The 26,627-nt window shown below is 42.7% G+C and carries 21 protein-coding genes; 15 read left to right on the top strand and 6 right to left on the bottom strand.

The window, feature by feature from the left end:
- The first annotated feature begins 164 nt into the window (after positions 1 to 164).
- The 5 genes from rnc to acpS all read left to right on the top strand — a co-directional run bounded on the left by rnc (position 165) and on the right by acpS (position 3,674).
- Positions 165 to 845: a ribonuclease III gene (rnc, locus tag AACQ81_RS01830; protein ID WP_237386086.1), complete on the top strand. Its 681-nt coding sequence runs from the start codon at positions 165 to 167 to the stop codon at positions 843 to 845.
- Positions 842 to 1,747 carry a GTPase Era gene (era, locus tag AACQ81_RS01825; protein WP_237386085.1) on the top strand — a complete coding sequence of 302 codons (906 nt, stop codon included), beginning with the start codon at positions 842 to 844 and terminating at the stop codon, positions 1,745 to 1,747. The genes rnc and era overlap by 4 nt, the downstream gene beginning before the upstream one ends.
- Positions 1,748 to 1,756: 9 nt before the next feature.
- Positions 1,757 to 2,494, top strand: a complete 738-nt coding sequence (recO, locus tag AACQ81_RS01820; RefSeq protein ID WP_237386084.1) for a DNA repair protein RecO — start codon at positions 1,757 to 1,759, stop codon at positions 2,492 to 2,494.
- Positions 2,495 to 2,562: 68 nt separating this feature from the next.
- Positions 2,563 to 3,294: a pyridoxine 5'-phosphate synthase gene (pdxJ, locus tag AACQ81_RS01815; protein WP_237386083.1), complete on the top strand. Its 732-nt coding sequence runs from the start codon at positions 2,563 to 2,565 to the stop codon at positions 3,292 to 3,294.
- Positions 3,294 to 3,674, top strand: coding sequence for a holo-ACP synthase (gene acpS / locus AACQ81_RS01810; RefSeq protein WP_237386082.1), 381 nt, complete (start codon positions 3,294 to 3,296; stop codon positions 3,672 to 3,674). Before pdxJ ends, acpS begins: the two co-directional genes overlap by 1 nt.
- Positions 3,675 to 3,676: 2 nt before the next feature.
- Here the strand turns inward: acpS and AACQ81_RS01805 are convergent, their stop codons facing one another.
- Positions 3,677 to 3,937, bottom strand: coding sequence for a YfhL family 4Fe-4S dicluster ferredoxin (locus tag AACQ81_RS01805; RefSeq protein WP_237386081.1), 261 nt, complete (start codon positions 3,935 to 3,937; stop codon positions 3,677 to 3,679).
- 564 nt (positions 3,938 to 4,501) lie between these two features.
- On the opposite strand from AACQ81_RS01805, the gene AACQ81_RS01800 reads away from it, so the two are divergent.
- Positions 4,502 to 5,326, top strand: a complete 825-nt coding sequence (locus tag AACQ81_RS01800) for a DNA-3-methyladenine glycosylase family protein (protein ID WP_237386080.1) — start codon at positions 4,502 to 4,504, stop codon at positions 5,324 to 5,326.
- Here AACQ81_RS01800 and AACQ81_RS01795 read toward each other — a convergent pair.
- The 3 genes from AACQ81_RS01795 to yegD all read right to left on the bottom strand — a co-directional run bounded on the left by AACQ81_RS01795 (position 5,294) and on the right by yegD (position 8,646).
- Positions 5,294 to 5,464: a hypothetical protein gene (locus tag AACQ81_RS01795; RefSeq protein WP_237386079.1), complete on the bottom strand. Its 171-nt coding sequence runs from the start codon at positions 5,462 to 5,464 to the stop codon at positions 5,294 to 5,296. The genes AACQ81_RS01800 and AACQ81_RS01795 overlap by 33 nt on opposite strands.
- 584 nt (positions 5,465 to 6,048) lie before the next feature.
- Entirely contained in the window at positions 6,049 to 6,909 is an 861-nt protein-coding gene (locus tag AACQ81_RS01790) for an AraC family transcriptional regulator (RefSeq protein ID WP_237386078.1), read from the bottom strand.
- Between the two features lie 384 nt (positions 6,910 to 7,293).
- Positions 7,294 to 8,646 (bottom strand): molecular chaperone, encoded by a 1,353-nt coding sequence (gene yegD / locus AACQ81_RS01785; protein ID WP_237386077.1) that lies wholly within the window; start codon positions 8,644 to 8,646, stop codon positions 7,294 to 7,296.
- Between the two features lie 276 nt (positions 8,647 to 8,922).
- Here yegD and tadA point away from each other — a divergent pair, with 276 nt between their 5' ends.
- Positions 8,923 to 9,453 carry a tRNA adenosine(34) deaminase TadA gene (gene tadA / locus AACQ81_RS01780; protein ID WP_336885668.1) on the top strand — a complete coding sequence of 177 codons (531 nt, stop codon included), beginning with the start codon at positions 8,923 to 8,925 and terminating at the stop codon, positions 9,451 to 9,453.
- A gap of 22 nt (positions 9,454 to 9,475) precedes the next feature.
- Here the strand turns inward: tadA and mltF are convergent, their stop codons facing one another.
- Positions 9,476 to 11,017, bottom strand: a complete 1,542-nt coding sequence (gene mltF, locus AACQ81_RS01775; RefSeq protein WP_237386076.1) for a membrane-bound lytic murein transglycosylase MltF — start codon at positions 11,015 to 11,017, stop codon at positions 9,476 to 9,478.
- A gap of 266 nt (positions 11,018 to 11,283) precedes the next feature.
- Between mltF and purL the strand changes: the two genes are divergently transcribed.
- From purL to glnB, 6 genes are all read left to right on the top strand, one after another.
- Positions 11,284 to 15,171, top strand: coding sequence for a phosphoribosylformylglycinamidine synthase (gene purL, locus AACQ81_RS01770; protein WP_237386118.1), 3,888 nt, complete (start codon positions 11,284 to 11,286; stop codon positions 15,169 to 15,171).
- A 938-nt stretch (positions 15,172 to 16,109) separates the two neighbouring features.
- A complete protein-coding gene (locus AACQ81_RS01765; protein WP_237386075.1) occupies positions 16,110 to 17,543 on the top strand; it encodes a sensor histidine kinase in 1,434 nt (477 codons plus the stop codon).
- Positions 17,544 to 17,548: 5 nt separating this feature from the next.
- A complete protein-coding gene (qseG, locus tag AACQ81_RS01760; protein ID WP_237386074.1) occupies positions 17,549 to 18,391 on the top strand; it encodes a two-component system QseEF-associated lipoprotein QseG in 843 nt (280 codons plus the stop codon).
- A 2-nt stretch (positions 18,392 to 18,393) separates the two neighbouring features.
- Entirely contained in the window at positions 18,394 to 19,731 is a 1,338-nt protein-coding gene (glrR, locus tag AACQ81_RS01755; protein WP_237386073.1) for a two-component system response regulator GlrR, read from the top strand.
- Between the two features lie 184 nt (positions 19,732 to 19,915).
- Positions 19,916 to 21,538, top strand: coding sequence for an NAD+ synthase (locus AACQ81_RS01750; RefSeq protein ID WP_237386072.1), 1,623 nt, complete (start codon positions 19,916 to 19,918; stop codon positions 21,536 to 21,538).
- 15 nt (positions 21,539 to 21,553) lie between these two features.
- Positions 21,554 to 21,892 carry a nitrogen regulatory protein P-II gene (gene glnB / locus AACQ81_RS01745; protein WP_049584201.1) on the top strand — a complete coding sequence of 113 codons (339 nt, stop codon included), beginning with the start codon at positions 21,554 to 21,556 and terminating at the stop codon, positions 21,890 to 21,892.
- 119 nt (positions 21,893 to 22,011) lie between these two features.
- Here the strand turns inward: glnB and hmpA are convergent, their stop codons facing one another.
- Positions 22,012 to 23,202 carry an NO-inducible flavohemoprotein gene (gene hmpA / locus AACQ81_RS01740; RefSeq protein WP_237386071.1) on the bottom strand — a complete coding sequence of 397 codons (1,191 nt, stop codon included), beginning with the start codon at positions 23,200 to 23,202 and terminating at the stop codon, positions 22,012 to 22,014.
- 369 nt (positions 23,203 to 23,571) lie between these two features.
- Here hmpA and glyA point away from each other — a divergent pair, with 369 nt between their 5' ends.
- Both glyA and AACQ81_RS01730 read left to right on the top strand, forming a co-directional pair.
- Positions 23,572 to 24,825, top strand: a complete 1,254-nt coding sequence (gene glyA, locus AACQ81_RS01735) for a serine hydroxymethyltransferase (protein WP_237386070.1) — start codon at positions 23,572 to 23,574, stop codon at positions 24,823 to 24,825.
- 324 nt (positions 24,826 to 25,149) lie between these two features.
- The gene (locus AACQ81_RS01730; RefSeq protein WP_237386069.1) at positions 25,150 to 26,385 is read left to right on the top strand and encodes a 3-phenylpropionate MFS transporter; all 1,236 of its coding nucleotides are present in this window, start codon (positions 25,150 to 25,152) and stop codon (positions 26,383 to 26,385) included.
- Positions 26,386 to 26,627 lie beyond the last annotated feature (242 nt).

The raw sequence follows: 26,627 nt of genomic DNA, 5'->3' as shown, positions 1-26,627 counted from the left end.
ACGAGATGACTGGCTCCCTAATGATGATAATATTTTAGGGAGCTAGTGCAAACGCAACAGTTTTGTAAGGCATATAATCTGAGATAGTTTCACAATCTAGGATTAGCTTCACAGGTCTGTTGCGTGTGCTTTTATTTGATAAATTCTAACTGAATTGGTAGCACATGAACGCCATACTAACGCACCGGTTACAACATAAACTCGGGTACACCTTTACACAGCACGATTTATTGCTCCAAGCGTTGACTCACCGCAGTGCCAGCAGTAAGCATAATGAACGTCTGGAATTTCTTGGCGACTCTATTCTGAGTTTTGTCATTGCAAATGCGCTTTACCACCGTTTCCCCCGTGTTGATGAAGGGGATATGAGCCGTATGCGTGCAACATTGGTTCGTGGTAATACACTAGCGGAATTGGCCAGAGAATTTGAGTTAGGTGAATGCCTACGTCTGGGGCCGGGGGAGTTAAAAAGTGGCGGATACCGCCGAGAATCCATTTTAGCGGATAGTGTTGAGGCTTTAATTGGCGCTATCTTCCTTGATAGCGATATTCAGACAATCGAGCAAATTATCTTGAATTGGTATGAAACTCGTTTGAATGAAATTAGCCCTGGTGATAAGCAAAAAGATCCCAAAACACGTTTACAAGAATATTTGCAAGGGCGTCATTTGCCGTTGCCAACATATCTGGTTGTTCAAGTTCGTGGGGAAGCACACGATCAGGAATTTACAATTCACTGTCAGGTCAGTGGATTTGAACAACCAGTCAGAGGAGTAGGTTCCAGCCGCCGCAAGGCAGAACAGGCGGCAGCGGAACAAGCATTAAAACAACTGGAGCTTGAATGAGCGAAGAAAAAAACTATTGCGGATTTGTTGCAATAGTCGGGCGCCCTAACGTTGGTAAATCAACTTTATTGAATCAATTATTGGGCCAGAAAGTATCCATTACCTCCCGTAAACCTCAAACGACGCGGCATCGCATCATGGGGATTCATACGGAAGGGGCTTACCAAATTATCTATGTAGATACACCGGGTCTTCATATTGAAGAAAAACGAGCGATTAACCGTTTAATGAACCGTGCGGCGAGCAGCTCTATTGGTGATGTCGAACTGGTTATTTTTGTAGTGGAAGGTACGCACTGGACACCAGATGATGAAATGGTGGTGAATAAGTTGCGTCATTTGCGTTGCCCTGTTTTGCTTGCCATCAATAAAGTGGACAACGTGACAGATAAAACTATTCTTCTGCCACACATTGGCTTTCTTAGCCAGCAGATGAATTTCATTGATGTTGTACCAATCAGCGCAGAAAAAGGCATGAATGTTGATACGATTGCCAAAATCGTGCGTGATTATATACCGCAGGCAGAACACCATTTTCCCGAAGACTATATCACTGATCGCTCACAGCGTTTCATGGCGTCAGAAATTATCCGTGAAAAACTGATGCGTTTTTTGGGTGAGGAATTGCCATATTCCGTGACTGTGGAAATTGAACAATTTGCTGCCAATGAACGTGGTGGTTATACGATCAACGGTTTGATTCTGGTAGAACGTGATGGCCAGAAGAAAATGGTCATTGGTAATAAAGGTAGTAAAATCAAGACGATTGGCACAGAAGCCCGTCAAGATATGGAAAAGCTGTTTGATGCTAAAGTCCATTTGGAATTGTGGGTAAAAGTTAAAGCTGGTTGGGCTGATGATGAACGAGCGCTTCGCAGCCTCGGTTACATTGACGACTTATAAGGCTGATTTGTGGACGGCTGGCAGAGAGCCTTTGTACTTCATGGACGCCCTTACAGTGAAACCAGTTTGCTGTTGGATTTTTTTACTGAAAACGAGGGTCGGATATGTGTCTTAGCAAAAGGAGCACGCAGTCGTCGTTCCCACCTAAAAGGTTGTTTACAACCTTTTACCCCGTTACTCATCCGTTGGAGCGGACGGGGTGAAGTCAAAACGCTAAGAGATGCAGAGCCTATTTCGCTGGCTCTTCCCTTGACGGGAAGCGTGCTTTACAGCGGATTGTACGTGAATGAACTTTTATCCAGAGTTCTTGAACAAGGAACGGCGTATCCTGCGCTTTTTTTCGATTATCTCCAATGCTTACAAGTGCTCGCGGCGAGTGAATACACGCCAGAGTACGCTTTGCGCCGCTTTGAATTAGCTTTACTCGCCAATATGGGATACGGTGTTGATTATCTTCACTGCGCAGGCAGTGGTGAGCCTGTAACAGATACTATGACTTATCGTTACCGTGAAGAAAAAGGGTTTATCGCTAGTCTGATTATTGATAACTACAGCTTTACTGGTTATGAGCTAAAAGCGTTGTCAGTCGGTGAGTTTCCTGACTACGCCACATTGAAATCGGCTAAACGTTTTACCCGCATTGCATTGAAGCCTTATTTGGGGGGAAAACCGTTAAAAAGCAGTGAACTATTTCGTCGATTTGTGCGTAAAAAAACTGATAATCCCAACAAGAAAAATGAAAATTAAAGTAAGTCACTTCTCGGTAATGAAAAGTATAGACTTTACTTAAAATTATACTATTGCAGGAGATAAAAATGGCTGAGGTATTGTTAGGTATCAACATTGATCACATTGCGACCTTACGTAATGCCCGTGGGACAAAATATCCCGATCCTGTTCAGGCTGCATTTGTAGCAGAACAGGCGGGAGCTGATGGTATAACGATTCACCTGCGCGAAGATCGCCGCCATATTACTGATAGAGATGTTCAATTATTAAAAAGCACGATTCAAACTCGCATGAATCTCGAAATGGCAGTAACCGATGAGATGGTTGATATTGCGACTCAAATCAAACCTGCTTTTTGTTGCTTGGTTCCTGAAAAACGTCAGGAAGTAACAACAGAAGGAGGATTGGACGTGCTTGGACAAAAAGAGCACATTGCTGAGGCAGTGAAGATCTTATCAGAAGCAGGCATTCTGGTTTCTCTGTTTATTGATGCAGATCCGCAGCAAATTGATGCTGCTGTTGCAGTCGGAGCACCATTTATTGAAATCCATACTGGTGCATATGCCGATGCTGAGGATGAGATACAGCAGGAAAAAGAGTTCCAGCGCATTAAAGAGGCGGTAACGTACGCGGCAGGAAAAGGTCTTAAGGTCAATGCAGGTCACGGTTTAACCTATCATAATGTACAGCGTATCGCCACTTTGCCTGAGATTTATGAATTGAATATTGGTCATGCCATCATAGGCCGTGCTGTATTCAGCGGCTTATCTGCTGCTGTAGCTGACATGAAAACGTTGCTGCGGGAAGCACACCGTTAATGGCTATTATTGGATTAGGTACTGATATTGTTGAAATATCCCGTATTGAGGAGATTGTCGGGCGTTCTGGAGAACGTCTGGCAAAACGAATTTTGAGCGATGGGGAATGGTTTCAATATAAACAACATAACCAGCCAATCCGCTTCCTTGCAAAACGGTTTGCCGTCAAGGAAGCGGCAGCTAAAGCGCTTGGTACAGGCATTCGCAATGGTCTGGCCTTTAATCAATTTGAAGTGATTAATGATCCACTGGGAAAACCCACATTAAAACTTCATGGAGAGGCTGACATATTGGCTAACAGATTGAATGTAAGATCCATGCATGTCACTTTGGCGGACGAGCGTCGTTATGCTTGTGCAACGGTGATATTAGAAAGCTAAATTCAGATCTTATCTGCATGATGTAAGAGTACAAACTTATCCCACAATTGCTCTTCCGTTTCCTTATGGTTAGGATCGAGAATAATGGTATTAGTGATCGGGCAGACAGACTGGCAAGTTGGTTTTTCGTAATGCCCGACACACTCGGTACAGCGTTCAGGTTCAATTTCGTAGATTTCCGCTCCCATTGTGATGGCCTGATTAGGGCACTCGGGTTCACACATATCACAATTGATGCAGCGTTTGGTAATTAATAGTGCCATTTTATTCTCCATATGTTGCTTACAATACCACAGAGTTTAATAACTCCATTTCAACTCAATTAAAAGGGAATGATTCTTAACAATTAGTCACTTTATGAAATTAAAGTCAATATTCCTTTACCCATTCTCTTGAGTAGTTAAAGTAATAACTCATACCATCACCCCGCCTTTATCGCGTACTCAACGCACAAGGGCTGGTGGTAGCATTACGATAAAAACATTTTATTGTTGTCAGCACAGTCATTTGCCTGGACGTCCGTGTCCAGATGCCGGAAGATTTTTTGCTGGTTATCTTAAGTGTGATTTTATTCATGGGCATTGGTATCTATTTATTAATGTTAAGTCCATCCAAATCCCAGATTAAAGAACTCAATAATGTATTAACAAAATATAAATTTGATTCTGGTGTTTTGTAGTTTAATACGATAGGCTTTTGAGCGTACAATTGCCTCAATTATCTGTTCTTCTGGAGTTTTCAGAGTGAAAACAAGCTATTCAACAGAAATAATCCTACCTGTAAATTATCACACTAATGATTTTTTTTCTTTTCATCAAAGAGATGAAATGGGAATTTCTGAAATCGTACAAAATAATCAAATTGAAAAAGGCATTATTCTGCACGGAAAGCCAGCTCTTTTGACGATAGCAATTGAAAATAACAAGGCACAAATACAACTTTATATTGATGGTGATGGGGATTTTTTTTCACATGAAGAATTATCGGATCTCGCCTTACATATGTTAGGTATGAAGCAACCTGTCGAAAGATTTGAATCGAGATATCGAGCTCATCCTGTTATTGGCGACTTGGTTACCAGACAGGCAGGCTTACGTATTTATCAGTCAGCTACACCTTTTGAAGCATTAAGTTGGGCGATTATTGGTCAACAAATCAGCGTGAATGCAGCAATTTCCATTCGGCGGCGCTTTATTCAGGCAATCGGTGTCCGGCATTCCTCTGGGTTATTATGTCATCCGGCTCATAAACAGGTCATACAGTATTTGGGTTCAGAACAGGCATTGCGTCAGTGTGGCTTCTCTGTTGGTAAAGCTAATGCGTTGCTGAATGTTTGTCGATTAATTGATGCTGGTGAGTTGGAGTTAGTGATCCCTAAGGGAGAAAATGAAGTGCAACGACTGATTGATAGTTTGCTCTCAATTAAAGGCATTGGTATGTGGACGATTAATTATACTTTGCTAAGAGGGTTCAATTACCTGGATGGTTCTCTGCATGGTGATGTTGCTGTAAGACGCAATCTTCAGTTTTTGCTCAGACAGGAAGATAAAGTTAGTGCTGAACAGACCGAAAAATGGTTGGTCAATTTTTCTCCATGGAAGGCTCTGGTGGGAGCACATTTATGGAGGCAGCAATCCAGTAGTGGATATTGATAATGAAGGGCCAATACCAACTAATCCTTGATAGGGTGCTTTACGTAAAGTATCCAACACCCGTTGATTCAGGAATTCTTGCTTGAATTCAAAGAACAGCAGCAGCATCTGAAAGTGCTGGATAAACGCCTCGACCATTTGAATGCCCGAATCCCGTGGACCTTAGTCAATCAACAATCCATTTTTAGTTTCGGAACTCGTCAATTCTTATATATTGTATGAATTGAAAGATATGACAAATTCCTGTTTTTTAGCATTAAGAATATTTTTCCTTTAATATCATTTTGTTGAATATTTTCTGTTGAATTTTTCATCTGAAAACCACCAAATAGGGACAAAGATTAACCATTAAAATCACATTTGTATCTTTATATGTTGATTTTAACATTTGTCTGGTGTATTAATTTCACTATTAAAATATAATTTAAAACTGATAGTTTGTCTGGGCGTTAGATCAAGGGAGGTACTTCTTCCTTTGTACAGGCAAATTATTTTCATTATTTTGAATAGATAATTTTTATTCGCCCAACACCAGGGTAATATTAGTTTGTTTTTTGTACTCATAATAATCAGTCAGCTAACCAGAAACTCTGATTAGCTGACTGATTATTATACACCCAATTGATTTCAAGCTGCGGGGGTTAAGAACTTATTTCATTAGACTGGCTAGCACCCACACAATTTAAAAGACAACGGTATATGATGTCTTAGCTTAAACCGTTTCACATCAAAGGAAGATAAATATCAGTCACTGCCTCGGCTTCTGGAACTGTTGGAAATATTTTTATACGCTCAAAGAATGCTGGAGAATCTCGGACTTCTTGATTAAGTTCCGATAACCAATTTGCATACAAATAATTGATTATATAGGTTATTTCATCATCAGAACCGATATGCCTTATATAAGCACATTTTCCTGATGAAATAGTTTTTTTAGTAACTTTAGGGTGTTTAACCTCAAAGGTTGAAGCGATTTCAACACATAAATCAAATTGATATTCATTGGGATCAACTTTTGTAGGATCTGCATAAGCAAAGTTGAAAGTTCTATGCCGTTCTGGGGGTAATTTATTGCTTATTCTCCACTCTTTGAACTCTCTAATGGTGTTACCAATATTTGATGGAGCACCTTTATGTTCCATTACTGCCACTGAGATCTCTGGGAAAGTAATGATTTCTACTTTAATTGAGGAAAGTTTCTCATTCATAACCTTGGTCCTAATATTATTGATGTTTTGGTATCGACTATGCCAAATAGACCAATCAGGTTTTTTTCTGAACTCAATAGGACTCTGACCAACAGCACTTTTGAATGCTCTTGAGAAGGCTTCTGGACTCTGATAACCACATGTAAGAGCAATATCTATCACTGAACTATCACTATACGTCAGAGCATAAATAGCTTTTTTCAACCGGAGCTGCCTGATATATGCGGAAACGCCGATACCATAATTTGCCGAAAATAATCTGTGAAAGTGATATTTAGAATAAGCTGCAACACAGCTCAAACGTTCTCCATCCATATCAGTGTCGATATTTTCTTCAATATAGCGAAGAAGTGCATCCAATCGTTGTTTAATCATAGTCATCATATCCAATCTATTTGGTACAGGGAGATATTATATAACTGCCAGTATTGGGACATGATAATAATTGCTGAATGAGAGGTTTATTTTTAATGAAAATCGATTATTGATTTTATTCTTATATAGATAACTTTCTGCTAATTCTTCTAACTATGTTAGAAAATAATAATAATATTCCTGTGATGAAAATAAATGACATTGCTTGCAAAATAAAGCTTCAGTTATAAGGCATAACGCTATATAAATTATCTTCATTTTATGGCTATTTAGATGCTGCTATAACCACGTTATATTATATTCCCAATGGATTTCAAGTTGAAGCGTGAGATCCATTGAGGGAGCAGTAAAAAGCTTAATTTACAGAGTCCATTATGCAGACTATCACGCAAAGCAAATTTTTGCCCAACGTGCGAGGCCAGTAGTTACCGAACCGAAATAGTTACCACCAACCAGAGGAATACCCGGCAACTCTTGCTCAACCGCCTGACGGAGAATCGGTGAACTCGCTGAACCACCCGTCATAAAGATCACATCGGGTCGAGTTCCTCCTTGCTCTACCGCTTCACTAACCAACATAGCCATTTTTGCCTTGATGGATTCGATTGCGGCAATCATCTGGTCGCGCTGAATGTTAACTTCAATCATCTCTGATAATAAGTTTAATTTAGCACGATGCTCAGTTTGCTCTGAAAGGGCAATTTTTGCTTCTTCCGCACTGCGCACTAAGCTATATCCCAATGTATCTTGATATACTTTCAATAATCGGGCTAATTTTTCTGGCTCTTGAGCATCTCTATGCAAGGATTTTAATGCAGCTAAGTTCTGGCGAGAATAAAACTCTTTCTGAGCCTGTACATCGTTGATAGCTATCGGATTCCAAAACTGAGTCAGTGGCATCTCAATGCCAGAGATAACTTTGCTTCCCAAACCAAAAGGGTGCATTAGCTGTTTGAAAGTCAGATTAATATCTAAATCGTTCCCTCCGATACGCTGACCAGTATGGGCCAGTAGACTATCATTACGGTCAGATTTTCCTCTCCAGCTTGGTCCCATCTGGATAAGGGAGCAGTCTGTCGTACCACCTCCGATATCAACGACCAGCACGGTTTTATCTTCTGCCAGCCTGGCTTCATACTCCAATCCGGCAGCCACTGGCTCAAATTGGAATTCAATATTGTGAAAGCCGGCTCGTTTGGCCGCATTAAGCAAAATTGTTTCGGCTTGTTGGTTAGATTTGTCACCACCACGACCATGAAAATTGATTGGACGACCAATCACGACATCTTCAACAAGTTGCTGCTTGTTTGTTTCCACCTGTTTTTTGATATTTGCCATCATGGCACAAACCAGATCCTCAAAAAAACTGATTTGGATATCTCTTAATCCCATTGTGCCCAAAAAGGATTTTGGTGATTTCACATAGTAAGTATCTTGGGGATCTTCTAAATATCGAGCCAGTGCTTCTTGTCCAAATACGATATCGTCTGGTAAAAGTTCAATACCTTCTTCACGATTGGCAGCCATCGCGCTGCGGAGGAGCTGTTCACCTGCTGAGTTGCTTGGGCTGATATTCCAATGACGAAATAAGTGCTCAGAAACTGATTCTCGGGTTGGTGCAGCCAGCGCGGAAGGCATATAGAAATTATCATTTTCGATAGCAATCAACTGGGGGGTATCCCCGATAATCTCTGCTACCGCGCAATTCGATGTGCCATAGTCAAAACCGATGAACATAGACTCCCTCATCTTCAATTATGGAAATTTTAAAAAAAGGGCACAGATGCTATCGTAATTCAGGGTGATATGCGAGCTTAAGATAAGTAGGCCGGAAATCAAGCCCTCAGGTCGCATGGGTGCTGCGCTATATGACTTCCATGATCCTCTCTGGCAAAGCAACGTGAATATAATGATAGAGCTTATTCAGATTGAATCAGCAAATTGAGATGACTAAACAATATTAATGATGGTTCGTTATAATGAGCGGGATTTTCATAAGCAAGAGAATATGCAGTGACAAAAATATATACAGTAACCGAGATTTATAGTGATGAATATTGGATGCGTCGGGCAATGGAGTTGGCTATGCAAGCACAGGCACAAGGTGAAATCCCTGTCGGCGCTGTATTGGTGGCAGATAACAAAATTATTTCGCAAGGGTTTAACCTTCCGATTACCGAGCATGATCCTACCGCTCATGCTGAAATTATTGCCTTGCGACGTGGTGGCATCCAATTGCAGAATTACCGTTTACTGAATACGACACTGTATGTCACTTTGGAACCTTGTATCATGTGTGCAGGAGCAATGGTACACAGCCGGATACAGCGGCTTGTTTATGGAGCCAGTGATATGAAAACGGGTGCAGCGGGATCATTGATTGATATATTGCGTCATCCCGGAATGAATCACCAAATTGAAATTACCAGTGGGATTTTGGCAGAAGAGTGCTCCACTATGTTGAGTTCTTTTTTTAAACAACGTAGGGAGCAACATAAGGCACTGAAGAAGATATTGAAAGCTCAACAACAGGAAATGTCATAATCAGTTACAATCAAAAAAACAATTACGATTGACGTGTTGTTGCAGTTTTCGCCGATGTTGTCTCTTCCGGTGCTTTTTCATTGGAATCGGTTTTAGTGCCTTCCGCTTTATCACCTGTTGTTTTATCACTTTCAGGTTGGGAGTCACTGGTTGTGTCCGCTGGCACTTCTCCTGCTATTTTCTCACGGTTGGCTTTTGCCTGTAGATATCCTTCCAAACTCAGATAGTAACGCCGGATATTTTCAACATAGCGATAGGCCTCATAGCCGCGGGCATAACCGTAAGTCGTATTGGTATAGTATTTTTTCTTGCTGAGCAGGGGAAGGCGCGCTTTAACATCCAGCCAACTGTCAGGATTACCTTTTTGTGCCGCCGTTAACTTACGAACATCAAGAATATGCCCGTATCCCATGTTATAGGCGGCGAGAGCGAACCAGATACGTTCATCTTCAGGAATGGTTTTTGGCAAGCGATCCATTAAGTAGTGCAGATAAGCCATACCGCCTTTCACACTTTCTTCTGGGTCCAGCCGATCGTGGATCCCCGCCCATTCTGCTGTTGGACGAGTCAGCATCATCATACCACGGACGCCAGTAGGGGAGGTTGCTTGCGGGTCCCAATGCGATTCTTGCCATGCAATAGCTGCCACTAATTGCCAATCCAGTGATCCCGCATATTTCTCAAAAATGGGCTGATATGTAGGCAAAATATTATTGATAGCACGGATAAAAGAGATGGTATCAAAATAGTCGAATGAATTGACATGGCTGAAATACTTTTCCTGTAGCCGCGACATAATGCTGTCTTCAGCCAGCATGCTGAAAAAATCAAGCATGGCGGAGTAAAGACTATAATCATCATTGCGTTTTAAATACCAAGTCAGGGGACGTTCTTCACTGACATCAAAAGCAACTGCCAGATTGGGATGAACACGTTGTTGCAGGGCCAGACTGATTGAATCGCTGATTGTATAGTCGATTTTTCCCTCGGACACTTGTTCGAGTAATTGTTGTGTATTTTCGCGTGATGTCTCTTCCCAGGTTAAATCAGGATAAGATTTCTCTTTCCATTTTTTCAGCTCGCTTACATGGGCTGAACCCGCCGTGACAATGAACTTACCTCTTAAATCATTAAACGAACGCGGACGCGTTGTCCCTTTGCGATAAACCAGTTGTTGTAAGACTAAATAATAGGCTGGGCCAGTGCGTGTTTGATCTAACCTTTCTTCATTGTAGATAAGGCCCGCAGCCAAGAAATCGGCTTTATCGTTTTCCAAATCGTCAAAAAGCTGATTAATGTTGGCGCGAAACTGAATAACAAGTTTCACACCCAGATAATCAGCAAACCGTTTGGTCAATTCATAGTCAAATCCTGTTGGCTCATTTTTGCTGTTAAGAGAAATCAGAGGAGAAGATATGGTACTAACCCGAAGTTCTCCTCGTGCCAGAATTTTGTTTATCTGCTCCTGCTGTTTATTGGGCCAATTAATGTTGAGACCAATGATAGCAGCGGAAAGGAGCGCGATAATAACGATAACAAAATAATTTATCTTTATATTACTCAAACAGTTATCTCTATCCAGTGTGGTTAGGCTCCGTATGAAATGTAAAATAATAGCATGGTTAAATTTCCAGTAATCGAGAATTTTGCTGAACAAAATAGCGTAATGCAACTCTATTAAACCAATTTTAGAACTTCATTACGTGTATTAAGAGGATGTTGAATAACGACGCAAACGGTTTCGTCGGGGAGAACATTCCTCTATAATGTCTTCAGTTTCCCCTGAGGCATCAGTCAGGCTTTGCTTCTAAGATGAGAGAACCTATTATTATGGAAATTCTGCGTGGCTCGCCCGCTTTATCAGCGTTTCGTATTACTAAGCTCCTTTCCCAGTGTCAAGATCATTGCCTTCCCGTTACAGAAATCTATGCAGAATATGTGCATTTTGCAGAGGTTAATCGTCCTATCACCGGAGATGAACGGGAAAAATTAAATCAATTATTAAAATATGGTCCCGCCTTAGCTGTGCGTGAGCCTAAAGGTCAACTACTGTTAGTCACACCTCGCCCGGGCACTATCTCTCCGTGGTCATCGAAAGCGACAGATATCGCTCATAATTGTGGGCTGAATACGATTGTCCGTTTAGAGAGAGGAATTGCTTATTATATCCAATGTATTGAAATGAATGATACTCAGTGGCAAACCTTATCCGCGTTACTGCATGATCGCATGATGGAGAGTGTATTCACTCAGTTTCAACAGGCTGAAGTGTTATTTTCTCACCAAGAGCCTACTCCATTGAAGCAAATTGATGTTTTGCAATCGGGACGGGCAGCACTGGAATCTGCCAATATTGAATTGGGATTGGCTTTGGCGGCAGATGAAATTGATTATTTGGTGAAGGCTTTTCAGATATTGGAACGTAATCCGACAGACATTGAGCTTTATATGTTTGCGCAGGCGAATTCTGAACATTGTCGCCACAAAATTTTCAATGCAGATTGGGTTATTGATGGACAAGCCCAACCTAAATCACTGTTCAAGATGATAAAGAACACATTTGAACAGACACCAGATTATGTGCTTTCTGCTTATAAAGATAATGCGGCTGTAATGGAAGGCTCCCATGTTGGTCGCTTTTTCCCTGCCCTTGAAACCGGGATCTATGATTACCACCAAGAACCCGTTCATATCTTGATGAAAGTTGAAACTCATAACCATCCGACTGCGATATCACCGTGGCCGGGTGCTGCGACAGGTTCAGGAGGGGAGATCCGGGATGAAGGAGCGACAGGACGGGGTGCTAAACCCAAAGCTGGATTGGTCGGTTTTTCAGTATCAAATTTGAAAATCCCTGGATTTGAACAGCCGTGGGAAGAGAATTTCGGTAAGCCTGAGAGAATTGTCAGTGCCCTGGACATTATGCTGGAAGGCCCGTTGGGTGGCGCGGCTTTCAACAACGAATTCGGGCGTCCGGCGTTGCTGGGATATTTCAGAACCTATGAAGAAAATGTATATTCCCATAATGGTACAGAGCTGCGTGGTTATCACAAACCCATCATGCTTGCGGGGGGTATTGGAAACATTCGTGAAGAGCACGTTCAGAAAGGAGATATCCCGGTCGGAGCAAAACTCATTGTGCTGGGCGGGCCAAGCATGAATATCGGCTTAGGGGGCGGCGCAGCATCGTCAATGACATCAGGTCAATCCGATGCTGATTTGGATTTTGCGTCTGTGCAACGTGATAATGCAGAGATGGAGCGCCGTTGTCAGGAAGTCATCGATAGTTGCTGGCAGCTGGGAGACAAAAACCCAATTCTGTTTATCCATGATGTAGGTGCTGGTGGATTATCAAATGCCATGCCTGAGTTAGTCAATGATGGTGGTCGAGGCGGTCGTTTTGAGCTACGTGATATTCTGAATGATGAGCCAGGAATGAGTCCATTGCAGGTATGGTGCAATGAATCTCAGGAACGTTATGTTCTGGCCGTGGCACCAGAACAACTTACCCTGTTTGAAGAATTGTGCCGTCGTGAGCGTGCTCCTTATGCTGTGATTGGAGAGGCTACAGAAGAACGACATCTGTTGCTGAATGACAGACATTTCGAGAACCAGCCAATCGATATGCCTCTGGATGTTTTACTCGGCAAGACACCAAAGATGTTGAAAAATGTACAGGTTTTGCAAACCCATGGAAAAAGTCTTGAGCGTAAGGGCATTGACCTAGCGGAAGCGGTAAAACGAGTCCTGCATTTACCTGCTGTTGCCGAGAAAACATTCCTGATTACAATTGGAGATCGTTCCATAACAGGCATGGTTGCCCGCGATCAAATGGTTGGCCCGTGGCAAATTCCTGTTGCGGATTGCGCTGTGACTACAGCCAGTCTTGATAGCTATTATGGTGAAGCCATGTCAATAGGTGAGCGCGCGCCAGTTGCATTACTGGATTTTGCTGCATCGGCACGCGTGGCTGTCGGGGAAGCGTTGACCAATATCGCTTCTGCCTACGTGCAGGATCTGAAACGAGTGAAGTTATCCGCTAACTGGATGTCAGCATCAGGCCATGCAGGTGAAGATGCGGGTCTGTATGCTGCGGTAAAAGCTGTGGGAGAAGAATTGTGTCCTGCGCTCGGCCTGACCATTCCGGTAGGCAAAGACTCTATGTCAATGAAAACCCGTTGGAATCAGGATGGAGAAGAGCGTGAAATGACTTCGCCACTTTCATTGGTTATCAGTGCATTTGCTCGTGTGGAAGATGTACGTTGCACAGTGACGCCAGAACTATCTGCGGAAGATGATAACGCATTGCTGCTAATCGATCTGGGGCAAGGACAGAATGCCTTGGGAGGAACCGCATTGGCTCAGGTTTATCGCCAGCTTGGTGATAAAACCGCAGATGTTCGTGACGTTGAGCAACTAAAAGGCTTCTTCAATGCAATTCAGCAATTGATTGCAGAACAAAAACTGTTGGCTTATCACGACCGCTCTGATGGCGGCCTGCTGGTAACATTAGCAGAAATGGCTTTTGCCGGACATTGTGGGCTGCATGCTGATATCAGTGCTTTTGATGAAGATGTTTTGGCTGCTCTGTTTAGCGAAGAATTAGGGGCAGTGATTCAGATTCGGGAAACGGACAGGGAGCGGGTTGAAAATCTACTGGCAGATTATGGTTTGAGTGAAAACGTACACTATTTAGGTAAAGCTCAAGCAGGCGATGATTTTGTCATTTCCAGTAAAAATATGGAAGTTTACCGTCAAAATCGCAGCACTTTGCGTTTATGGTGGGCAGAAACAACATGGCAGATGCAAAGTTTACGCGATAATCCTGAATGTGCTGACCAAGAACATCAGGTGAAACAGGATGTGAACGATCCCGGTTTGAATGTGAAGTTATCTTTTGATCCTAACGAAGATATTGCAGCCTGTTACATTTCGAAACAAATACGACCACGCGTTGCCGTGCTGCGTGAACAGGGCGTTAACTCTCATGTTGAGATGGCGGCTGCATTCCACCGCGCCGGTTTTGAGGCCGTAGATGTTCACATGAGTGATTTGTTGAGTGGCCGGATCACGCTTGAGCAATTCCAAACATTAGTCGCTTGTGGTGGCTTTTCATATGGAGATGTACTTGGTGCGGGTGAAGGATGGGCGAAATCCATTCTGTTTAATTCACGGGTACGCGATGATTTTGCGAGTTTCTTTGCAAGGCCGGATACTTTGGCTCTTGGGGTGTGCAACGGTTGTCAGATGATGTCTAACCTGCACGAACTGATTCCGGGTACAGAGCACTGGCCTCGTTTTGTCCGTAACCGTTCAGAACGCTATGAAGCACGTTTCAGCTTAGTGGAAGTGGCAGACAGCCCTTCATTGTTCTTGACCGAGATGGTAGGTTCTCGTTTACCGATTGCCGTTGCCCACGGTGAAGGCCAGGTGGAATTCAGAAACAGTCAAAGTTTGCAGGAACTTGAAAAACACCAACAGGTAGCACTGCGCTTTGTGGATAACTACGGTTCGGTGACTGAAAATTATCCGGTAAACCCGAATGGCTCTGTCAATGGCATTACCTCAGTTACCAGCCTTGATGGTCGAGCCACAGTGATGATGCCTCATCCTGAAAGGGTATTCCGTACTGTCAGTAATTCTTGGCATCCTAAAGAGTGGGGAGAAGATAGCCCGTGGATGCGTATTTTCCGCAATGCGCGTAAACAATTAGGGTAATTTCTCATAATATCTTCTTCTGAAAAGGCTCTGAAAATTTATCAGAGCCTTTATTTTTAATCGATATATTTATTCCAACGCTAATTTTCTATCCTTCACGTGTACTTGGCCTTAATTGGTCTGAGATAAAATCTTTTTTTATCACTGGATCTCACTGAGCCAGGGAAACCCATTTCGTATTGAGATGTGCTGAAGTGGAATCAGAAAAAAGCAAAAGCAGAGGATATTTCGTCGTCGATTTGGCATTGTTGATGAATGTTATTATCATTGTCTCCATATTGCGACAATGCGACTCTCTGGTGTCTCAAATAGGAGACATTTAATAGCATGATATTAATGATAAAATATCTAAATGTGGCTAAGTGTCATAAATTGACGACAAAAATACAGATCAGGCATCAGAAAATTTTAATTAGAAAAATAAATGAATATATTTATTTTAAAATTAACTATAAAATCAATGCCTTAAAAAATATTTTGCAAATTGGCACGTAATGTGCATAATACAGGCCAGTTGCTCATTCAATTTTTTATGTCGGCCCGCAATTAGGTGGAAACATGCCACATAAGCCCAGAATGATGCCGAAGTAAGGTGCCTACCGTCCAACTTAATGATACTCGCTTTCGGGCCTTATCAAACACAGGGCGACACGTGGAGTGAGGCACCACCTATATGCTATAGGTTCATCCGGTAGCATGAGGTTCCTCACTGGCGGGATAGTAAACAAAGTTACTATCCCGCCGTCATTATTACAGGTGACTCCTGTCCATCGTGTTTATGTACGTACCCGCATCACTTCAAATCATCCACTATTTTCAATTATTATTTTCAAGCGTTTTCAAAAAAGAAGAGAAAGAGTAACTTTAGAATTCATCATTTGGCAGACGTTCTTCTTCGTTTTATGCCAATTGGCATCAATGTAATTGCAGGTTATAAGATGATTTCTTTGAAAAAATGGCGTTTATTCCCGCGCTCACTGCGCCAATTGGTTGTAATGGCTTTCTGGCTAGTATTATTGCCATTATTGGTGTTGGCTTATCAGGCTTATCAGAGCCTTGACCAGCTCAGTACTCACGCCGCAGAAATCAATAGCTCTGCTCTGGCGGATGCCCGTCGTAGCGAAGCGATGAGTGGCATTGTCTTTGAGATGGAACGCAGTTACCGCCAATATTGTGTATTAGGTGATGCCAGGCTGGAGAAACTTTATCAACGCCAATATCGTCAATATACGAGTATGCTCGGCAATCAGATAACCATGCTGGGTAATACTGAATATACAAAAAAGTTTAACGAATTACTGGCAGGCTTGACCAAAATTTCCTGTAACAACGGTGTCCCAGAACCTACCTCATCCAAATTACTTGAAGAATTTTCTACCACTAATAATCTTCTGGTACAGGAAATCCGTAAGATCATTTTTAGTCGGGGTGAACAATTACAAAAAGATATTGCAGATAAAGGACAATTCTTTGGTTGGCAGAGCCTTATCTTATTCTTGCTCAGTGCATTCTTGATAACTCTATTTACACGCATGATCATCGGGCCAGTGAAACGTATCGAACGGATGATCAATCGGTTGGGAGAAGGTCAGTCATTAGAAATTGAGTCCTTTAAAGGCCCGCGGGAATTGCGATCACTGGCACAGCGTATTATTTGGCTGAGTGAACGTTTATCTTGGCTGGAATCTCAGCGGCATGAATTTTTACGCCATATCTCCCACGAATTGAAAACACCTCTGGCAAGTATGCGTGAAGGTACTGAGTTATTGGCGGATGAAATAGCAGGGTCACTGACAGAAGACCAAAGAGAAATCGTGAGCATTCTGGATAGCAGTAGCAGGCATTTACAGCAGCTCATTGAACAACTGCTCGAATATAATCGAAAATTGGCAGATGGTGCCGCAGAACACCAGGTTGTGTCTTTAAAAGAAATTGTGGATGGTGTTGTATTATCGCATCAGCTACCGGCACGCACAAAAAATATTCATACGGAAATTCAATTAGATATGGATATGTGCTGGGCGGAACCAAATTTATTGACAAGAGTGATTGATAATCTCTACTCCAATGCAGTGCACTATGGCGCTGAATCCGGTAACATCTGGATTGCCAGTCGGCAAGTGGGAAAAAATATTCAGATCGATATTGCCAATACAGGAACGCCTATCCCCGAATTAGAAAAGAGTATGATTTTTGAGCCGTTTTATCAAGGAAAGCTCCAGCGAAAAGGGGCAGTGAAAGGAAGTGGGCTTGGCTTGAGTATTGCGCAAGATTGTATTAAACAGATGAGGGGAGAGCTTCATTTGATAGAACCCGAATTTGCTGACGTATGTTTTCGAATTGAACTGCCATTAACCGCAGAGAATGATTAGATAATATGTATAACAGATTTATTTACCGCTTTATGACGAAGACGGAACAGCAGGGTGTTGCGACTCAGCCGATTTTGGCCCGGGTTCCGGTTTTACGTTTCCGTACTGTGTTGTTATTGCTCGTTCCCTATTTACTGGCTGGGTGTGCTAAAACGAGCGGAACAGATAAATTGGCAACAATTGCGGAATCTATTCTACCGGAGCAGCATGTCACGGATTACCGTTTTAAGGAGTGTGATGTAATCTGGGATATGACGAAACCAAAGGCACTGGAAAACGGGCTTTATTGGCTGAGATTTACAGATTGTACGGACCGGCTGTCTTCAGCAGACGCTCGTGAGATGGCAAAAAATTTCTCTCTGACTGATTGGGAACAGGTATTTAAACAGAGTATCCTGATTAACAGGGCTACGCCTGCATTAGCTGAACGCCGGAAAATTGTCGAAAACCTCAATCAGTATAGTGCCCAGTTTCCTGTCGCTTTACGGTCATTATTACAATTGTGGCGTGAACAGCAATACTTAAAAATTCACCTCGCCGAAGAAAGAATTAAATTTCAGCGACTCCAACTCGACAGTGATAACAAAATAGATCGCTTAAAAGAGGTTCGGGCACGCTTAGAATATGATCTTCGCTCAATATCCCGAAAACTCGAAAATCTGACAGATATCGAACGCCAGCTTTCCTCCCGCAAACAAGATCAGAACAATGCTGCTACTTCCGGTGATATAGGTAATGTGAGTGACACAAACTCCTCATCCAGTAAATTGATACCGGAAGATAAATCGGCAACAAATCCGGAGCTTAAAACAGAAATTAACTCTCCAGAAGAAAAAGGAGCTGAATAATAATGACAGTACGCAATCCCGCCCATCTTCTCTTAGTTGATGATGATCCTAGCTTGTTAAAACTATTGGGAATGCGTCTGACCAGCGAAGGTTTCCGTGTCACGACCGTTGAGAGTGGTCATGAAGCATTGCGAATGTTGATGAAAGAAAAAGTGGATTTAGTGATCAGCGACTTGCGCATGGATGAAATGGATGGAATGGCATTGTTTGCTGAAATACAGAAACAACATCCTGGCATGCCAGTGATCATTTTGACCGCACATGGTTCCATTCCTGATGCAGTAGCGGCAACTCAGCAAGGCGTATTTAGTTTTCTGACCAAACCCGTTGATCGTGAAGCACTTTATAAAGCCATAGATGAAGCACTGGAGCTATCAACACCCGCTGTAGATGGACAATGGAGCGAGCAGATTGTAACCCGCAGTCCTTTGATGTTACGTTTGTTGGAACAGGCAAAAATGGTGGCTCAATCGGATGTCAGTGTCCTGATTAATGGGCAAAGTGGAACCGGTAAAGAAGTGGTGGCTCAAGCTATTCACCGGGCAAGTCCCCGGGCGAAAAAGCCTTTTATTGCGATTAACTGCGGCGCTTTACCTGAACAGCTGCTTGAATCTGAATTATTTGGTCATGCCAAAGGTGCATTTACTGGCGCGGTCAGCAGCCGGGAAGGGTTATTTCTGGCGGCTCAGGGAGGAACATTGTTCCTTGATGAGATCGGTGATATGCCATTGGCGCTGCAAGTGAAATTATTGAGAGTTTTGCAGGAGCGCAAAGTTCGTCCGTTGGGGAGTAATCGTGACATAGACATTGATGTCAGAATTATTTCTGCTACTCACCGTGATTTGCCAAAGGCGATGCAACGAAGTGAATTTCGTGAAGATCTCTACTATCGATTGAATGTCGTTAACCTGAAAATCCCTACACTGAATGAACGTGCGGAAGATATTCCCCTATTAGCCAATCATCTATTGCGGGTATCAGCCAAACGTCACAAACCCTTTGTTCGCAGCTTCTCCACTAATGCGATGAAATGTCTGATGGCGGCAAGTTGGCCGGGTAACGTTCGCCAATTGGTTAACGTGATTGAGCAATGTGTCGCATTGACAACTGCTCCTGTAATCAGTGATGCGCTAGTGATACAGGCACTGGAAGGGGAAAATACGGCATTGCCGACATTTGTGGAAGCTCGTGGGCAATTTGAACTGAATTATCTGCGCAAATTACTGCAAATAACCAAAGGCAATGTAACACATGCTGCTCGCATGGCAGGGCGTAACCGGACTGAATTCTATAAATTGCTGGCCAGGCATCAGTTGGATGCCAGTGATTTTAAAGAATAACTTTTCGACCATTTCAAAAATCCTTACACTGAATAAAAATTGTATATATCTAATATACCTAATGGATTTCAGATTGCAGCGCGGCACCAACGCTGAAATTTGAAAGATGAAGGGATAGATGCACTGTCTTGCTAAGACGAAGTAAGATAGATAGATGAATTATGGCCCAGGAGAGCCGCATTCTATGAGTCGTACTCTTAATATCGGTCTTGCCCAGTTAAATTGGCTGGTGGGAGACATCGAAGGCAACTGCAAGCGTATGTTGCAAACAGTCAAGGAACAGCAAGAAAAAAATGCTGATCTGGTTATGTTTTCAGAACTGGCACTGTCTGGCTATTTTCCTGAAGATTTACTGTTCCGTCCCGATTTGCATCAACGTTGCCGTGAACAATTGATACGTTTGCAGGAAGCAAGCTCTCAGGTCGCTATTTTAGTGGGGCATCCGTGGCAACAAGATGGCAAACTCTACAATGCCCTTTCACTGTTTTGGAAGGGTGAAGTTGTTGCCAGATATTTCAAGCAGTTACTACCAAATTATGGCGTCTTTGATGAAGAGCGTTATTTCAAGGCGGGTAAGCAAAGCTGTGTAATACCATTTAAGGGTTATAATCTTGGTTTGTTGATTTGCGAAGACTTGTGGTTTGATGTGCCAATTGATGCCCTGAAACAAGCTGGCGCAGAAATTGTTCTGTCGATTAATGCTTCTCCTTATAATCGTGAAAAACCGAATATTCGCAGTACCTTAATTAAATCCCATTGCCAGCGCACTCAACTGCCGATCATCTATCTCAATCAGGTTGGCGGACAAGATCAGCTTATCTTTGATGGTTGCTCAAAAGTTTTTGATACAAATGGTGAAATTACCCATCGTATGGCAGCGTTTGAAGAGCAGATTGAACAATGCCGCTTCAATGACATGAATATTGAACCGATGGCGAACCCTACACCTCAGCTGCCATTGCTTGAACAAATCTACAAGGCACTGGTGCTCTCTGTTCGTGACTACGTACAGAAAAATGGTTTCAAAGGCGCTTTGCTTGGCTTATCCGGCGGGATTGATTCTGGTTTGACATTGGCGATTGTTGTAGACGCGCTAGGTAAAGAGCATGTGCAGGCGGTTATGATGCCATTCCGCTATACCTCAGAGATGAGCATCCACGATGCCAGGGAACAAGCACAAATGCTGGGTGTTGAGTTTGATGTGGTATCCATCGAACCTATGTTTGATGCGTTTATGGCGCAACTTGAACCGATGTTCGCGGGAACAGAAAAAGATACAACAGAAGAGAATTTGCAGGCCCGCTGTCGTGCAGTTATTTTGATGGCGATGTCAAACAAACGCCGCCGCCTTGTATTGACGACCAGTAACAAAAGTGAATCAGCAGTAGGATACTCCACTTTGTATGGCGATATGGCGGGGGGCTTTAATGCGTTGAAAGATGTGCCAAAAACGATGGTATTTGCATTGTCCGAATACCGTAATACAGTATCTCCGGCTATCCCTCAGCGGGTAATAGATCGTCCACCTTCTGCGGAACTGGCACCGGATCAGCTGGATCAGGATAGTTTGCCGCCATATGACATGCTGGACGCTATCCTTGAAGGATATGTTGAAAAAGACAAAACAGTAGCTGATTTAGTTGCTGAAGGTTTTGATGAAGCCATTGTTCGCAAAGTGATCCGACTGGTTGATATAAATGAATATAAACGTCGCCAGGCACCTATCGGCCCACGTATTACACAACGTGATTTTGGTAAAGATCGTCGCTACCCGATTACTTCTGGTTTCGGGCGTAAGAACTGGTAATAACAGGAAAACTTCATGAAAAAGATTGATGCAATTATCAAACCTTTCAAGCTGGATGATGTACGTGAGGCTCTGGCTGAAGTGGGTATCACTGGTATGACCGTGACAGAAGTAAAAGGGTTTGGTCGCCAGAAAGGACATACTGAGCTTTATCGCGGTGCGGAATATATGGTGGATTTTCTGCCAAAGGTCAAAATAGAAATTATTGTACCGGATGATATTGTTGATACCTGTGTCGAAACAATCATGCAGACCGCACAAACCGGCAAAATCGGTGATGGCAAAATTTTTGTTTTTGATGTTGCCCGTGTTGTGCGTATCCGTACTGGTGAGCAGGACGAAGAAGCGATTTAACTGGAATTCCGAAAAAAGTGATAACGGAAACATGGGTAATGACCCATATTCAAATGGGAGAGGAATATAAGTATTTCCAATTTGCAACCGTTATCACTTAATTTGTATATGAGGCTGTGTTAAATCACTTTATGTGGACCAAAACATTCATAGTGAATATGTTGTTCATCAACCCCCATTTCCAGAAGCTGTTTGGCGATATATTGCATGAAAGCGATTGGCCCACAGAAATAGAATTGCATCCCTTTTTCCGTTACCGAATCCCTTACAAGGGACAGATCCATAAATCCGGTGTATTGATAATCCACTCCTTTCTGATCCAGAGCACGTGGTTCACGATACCAAACCTGAGAATGGAGATTAGGCATAGATTGGGAAATTTCATTTACCTTATCTGAGAAAGCGTGATAACCGCCATGCTCTGCTGCGTGAAACCAATTGACTGTACCTGCATGACGCTGATGATGTAAGTGTTGCAGCATACTCATCATTGGTGTCAAGCCAACACCGGCAGAAATCAGTGTAACGGGAGTATCATGCTGGACATCAAGGAAGAAATCACCGTGCGGCGCTGCCAGCATCACGACATCACCTTCTTGTAAGTGATCGTGCATATAGTTTGAAACCTTGCCCTGAGGTTCACGTTTAATTGCAATTTGGTAATGGGTTGCGTTTGGCGCTGTGGTCAGTGAATATTGGCGAATTTCGCGGTTTTCAAACGCAGGATTTTCCAGATAGACCCCTAAATATTGCCCGGGCTTATAATCCATAACTTTGCTGCCATCAACGGGCACAAATTCAAAGCTGGTAATGACATCACTCTGTGGCTGTTTCCGGCTGACACGGAATTGACGTAGACCACGCCAACCGCCTTCCTGATCTTCACCATCCTGATAAATTTCTTCTTCCCGATGGATAAAGACATTGGCTAACACATTGTAGGCTTCTCCCCAAGCGTTGAGAACTTCATCACCGGGGTGGAACATTTCATCAATTGTTGCCAGAAGATGTGTACCCACAATTTGGTAATGTTCAGCCTGAATGTTCAGGCTGGTATGTTTATGGGCGATTTTTTCCACGGCGGGCAAGAGTGCCGACAAGTTATCAATATTCGAGGCATAAGCGCAAAGCGCGTTGAAAAGGGCTTCACGCTGAGCACCATTTATCTGATGGCTCATGTTAAAAATATCTTTTAATTCAGGATTATGTTTGAACATACGCTCATAAAAATGGGCAGTCAGTTTCGGGCCTGTAGAAACGATCAGTGGAATGGTGGATTTTATGGTGGTGATAACGTGACTATCTAGCATGGGAATCTCCTGAGTTTTCCTCAAATGACCTCGAAATCTATAAGATGTATTTTAAATGCAACTTATAGCATTTGGGAATACACCAAATAAAAAAAAGAAGATCATGTTGATTTAAACCAAAAATTCGAAAGGATCTTGTCTTTTTATGAGAATAAATTTTGATTAAGATCACAAATATTAGTGATAAATCTGAAATTGTTGATTTTATAGCTAGTTATTTAGCCGCAAAGAGGCCATCAACAAACAATGCAAACGTTTGCGTAAATTATCTTGTCAAGACTATCTCATTAGAGAAAAAGAGTTTACACTGTGTGACATTCTGGCCCTCAGGGGTGATTTTTAGTGATGTAGCTGAGTCAGGAGAACCAAATGTTAAAGCGTGAAATGAATATTGCGAATTACGATCCCGAACTGTGGCAAGCGATGGAACAGGAAGTTTGTCGTCAAGAAGAACACATTGAATTGATTGCCTCTGAAAACTACACCAGCCCAAGGGTTATGCAGGCTCAAGGATCTCAGCTCACTAACAAGTATGCGGAAGGTTATCCGGGTAAACGCTACTATGGCGGCTGTGAGTATGTCGATGTTGTTGAACAACTTGCGATTGACCGTGCGAAAGAGTTGTTTGGTGCAGATTATGCTAACGTCCAGCCACACTCTGGTTCTCAGGCAAATGCTGCGGTGTATATGACATTGCTGCAACCCGGAGATACTGTTTTAGGGATGAATCTGGCTCACGGCGGCCATTTGACTCACGGCTCTCCAGTCAACTTCTCCGGTAAACTGTATAACATCGTGCCTTATGGTATTGATGACAGAGGTAAAATTGATTACGACGATATCCGTACCCAAGCGCAAAAACACCAGCCAAAAATGATTATCGGCGGCTTCTCTGCTTACTCCGGTGTTGTTGATTGGGCGAAGATGCGTGAAATTGCCGATGAAATCGGGGCTTATTTGTTCGTTGATATGGCTCACGTCGCTGGTTTGGTGGCTGCGGGTGTCTATCCAAATCCAGTTCCTCATGCCCACGTTGTCACAACCACAACGCATAAAACACTGGCTGGCCCACGTGGTGGCCTGATTTTAGCGAAAGGTGGTGATGAAGAGTTTTACAAGAAAATAAATTCTTCTGTTTTCCCCGGTTCTCAGGGTGGCCCGCTGATGCACGTTATTGCCGGTAAGGCTGTTGCGCTGAAAGAAGCGATGGAGCCTGAATTTAAGATTTATCAGCAGCAAGTCGCCAAAAACGCGAAAGCCATGGTAGAAGTGTTCCTGCAACGCGGCTATAAAGTGGTCTCTGGTGAGACTGAAAACCATCTGTTCTTGTTGGATTTGGTGGATAAAGACATTACCGGTAAAGAAGCAGATGCAGCATTAGGGCGCGCCAATATTACTGTTAACAAAAATAGTGTGCCTAACGATCCCCGTAGCCCGTTCGTAACTTCTGGTATTCGTATCGGCACGCCTGCTATTACCCGACGTGGCTTTAAAGAAGAAGAAACCCGTGAATTAGCTGGTTGGATCTGTGATGTGTTAGACAACATCAACGATGATGCGATGGTTGAAAGCGTTAGACAGAAAGTATTGGAAATCTGTGCGAAGTATCCGGTTTACGCGTAAATTGAAATAAAATATCGGTTAGCACTGTTTGGTTAATACCATTTACGTATCAGCGCTATTAGTCAGATATACCCAATGGATTTCAGGATGCAGTTCGACGGCAAGAGAGCGAACCTTCAAAAGCATAGTGAACCGTATGTTTATAAAAACGGTGACTGGGGTGAGTGAGTGTGGCCAACAAAGCGGTGTCTTGAAAGACGAAGGTTATAATATCAGCGTGATCAAGTAGTGCTATCGATAAAAGTGCTATCGATAAAATGGAAACCCGACTCATGATGTCAGTCCTGAGCGGGTTTTTTGCATTTGAAAAATGGAGGCATTTGGATGGCTGTTCCATCGACATTTTGGCTAGGGTTAGGTTATTTCACTTATTTTTTTTCTTTCGGCATATTCCTGCCATTCTGGTCTGTTTGGTTAAAAGGCGAAGGTATTGAACCTTCAATGATAGGAATATTGCTGGGTGCTGGATTGATCGCCCGCTTTATCGGCAGTCTGGTCATCTCTCCTATGGTAAAAGATCCATCCAAATTAATTAACGCATTGCGTTTCCTCTCATTATTATCGTTACTTTTTACTATTGGTTTTGTATTTGGCAGTCACTGGGCATGGATTTTCTTTGTCATGATAGGTTTCAATTTATTTTTTTCCCCCTTAGTGCCTTTATCGGATGCTCTGGCGGGAACATGGCACAAACAATTTACTTTTGATTATGGCAAGGTAAGGGTCTGGGGTTCGATTGCGTTTATTATCAGTTCCTCGCTAACGGGCATATTAATGTCTGCCAATGGAGTCAGTTTCTCAATCGATAGCCTTGATTTTGGCTGGAGTATGTCATTTGACAGACTTAATGGTTGGATTGGCAGTGATTTGTTTGGTACACATCATATTGTTCTCGCTTTTTTGATTTTCAGCGTCACCGGAATGCTATTGGGTATGATGCTAAAGCCTTCTATTATGCCTGTCGGCAAAATTAAAACAGCAAATACCAATGCAGTATCTTTTAAAGAACTCCTGTCTGAAAAATCTGTATGGCAATTTTTAGTGTGCGTGACTTTATTACAAGCGGCACATGCAGGTTACTACAGTTTTGGCTCCATTTATTGGGAGAAAGCAGGTTATTCTTCATCAACCATTGGTTATCTTTGGTCATTGGGAGTGGTTGCAGAAGTTGTCGTTTTTACATGCAGTAATCAATTATTCCGCCGCTGGAGTGCGCGTAATCTATTGTTACTATCCTGTATTTGTGGCGTGTTTCGTTGGGGATTGATGGGAATATCTACCGAATTATATGCTTTAATCATTATTCAGATTTTGCATTGCGGTACTTTCACTGTTTGCCATCTGGCTGCAATGCGATTTATTGGTGCCAGAAGAGAAAACGAAATTATTCGGTTGCAGGCAATCTACTCCGCTTTAGCGATGGGAGGCGGTATTGCAGTCATGAGTATAGTTGCCGGTTTCATGTATGAACGCATGGGCGGTGGCATATTCTGGGTTATGGCATTGGTTGCTTTGCCGGCATTTTTTCTGCGGCCAAAAGTAGAAGCCCATGCGCATTAATTAAATGCGAAAATGATAAAAGGGCATTAACAGGGATTTTTATGCCACATATAAACTCCGTTTAAAATAACGGAGTTTTTTTATCATAAAAATATTGTCTAAAAATATTGTGGATGATCAAGATTCACTCACTCACCTTGCACTCTGCAAATAATCAACAACACTAATAAATGACCCGTTTTTATTATTCTATCCCCAGAGCTGGATGGAACTGGCTCTTTATCGCTTTCTGGAGGTGAATA

It is taken from the genome of Xenorhabdus sp. Sc-CR9 (assembly GCF_963897815.1).
Taxonomy (GTDB): Bacteria; Pseudomonadota; Gammaproteobacteria; order Enterobacterales; family Enterobacteriaceae; genus Xenorhabdus.
This window is presented reverse-complemented; position numbering and strand designations above follow the sequence as displayed.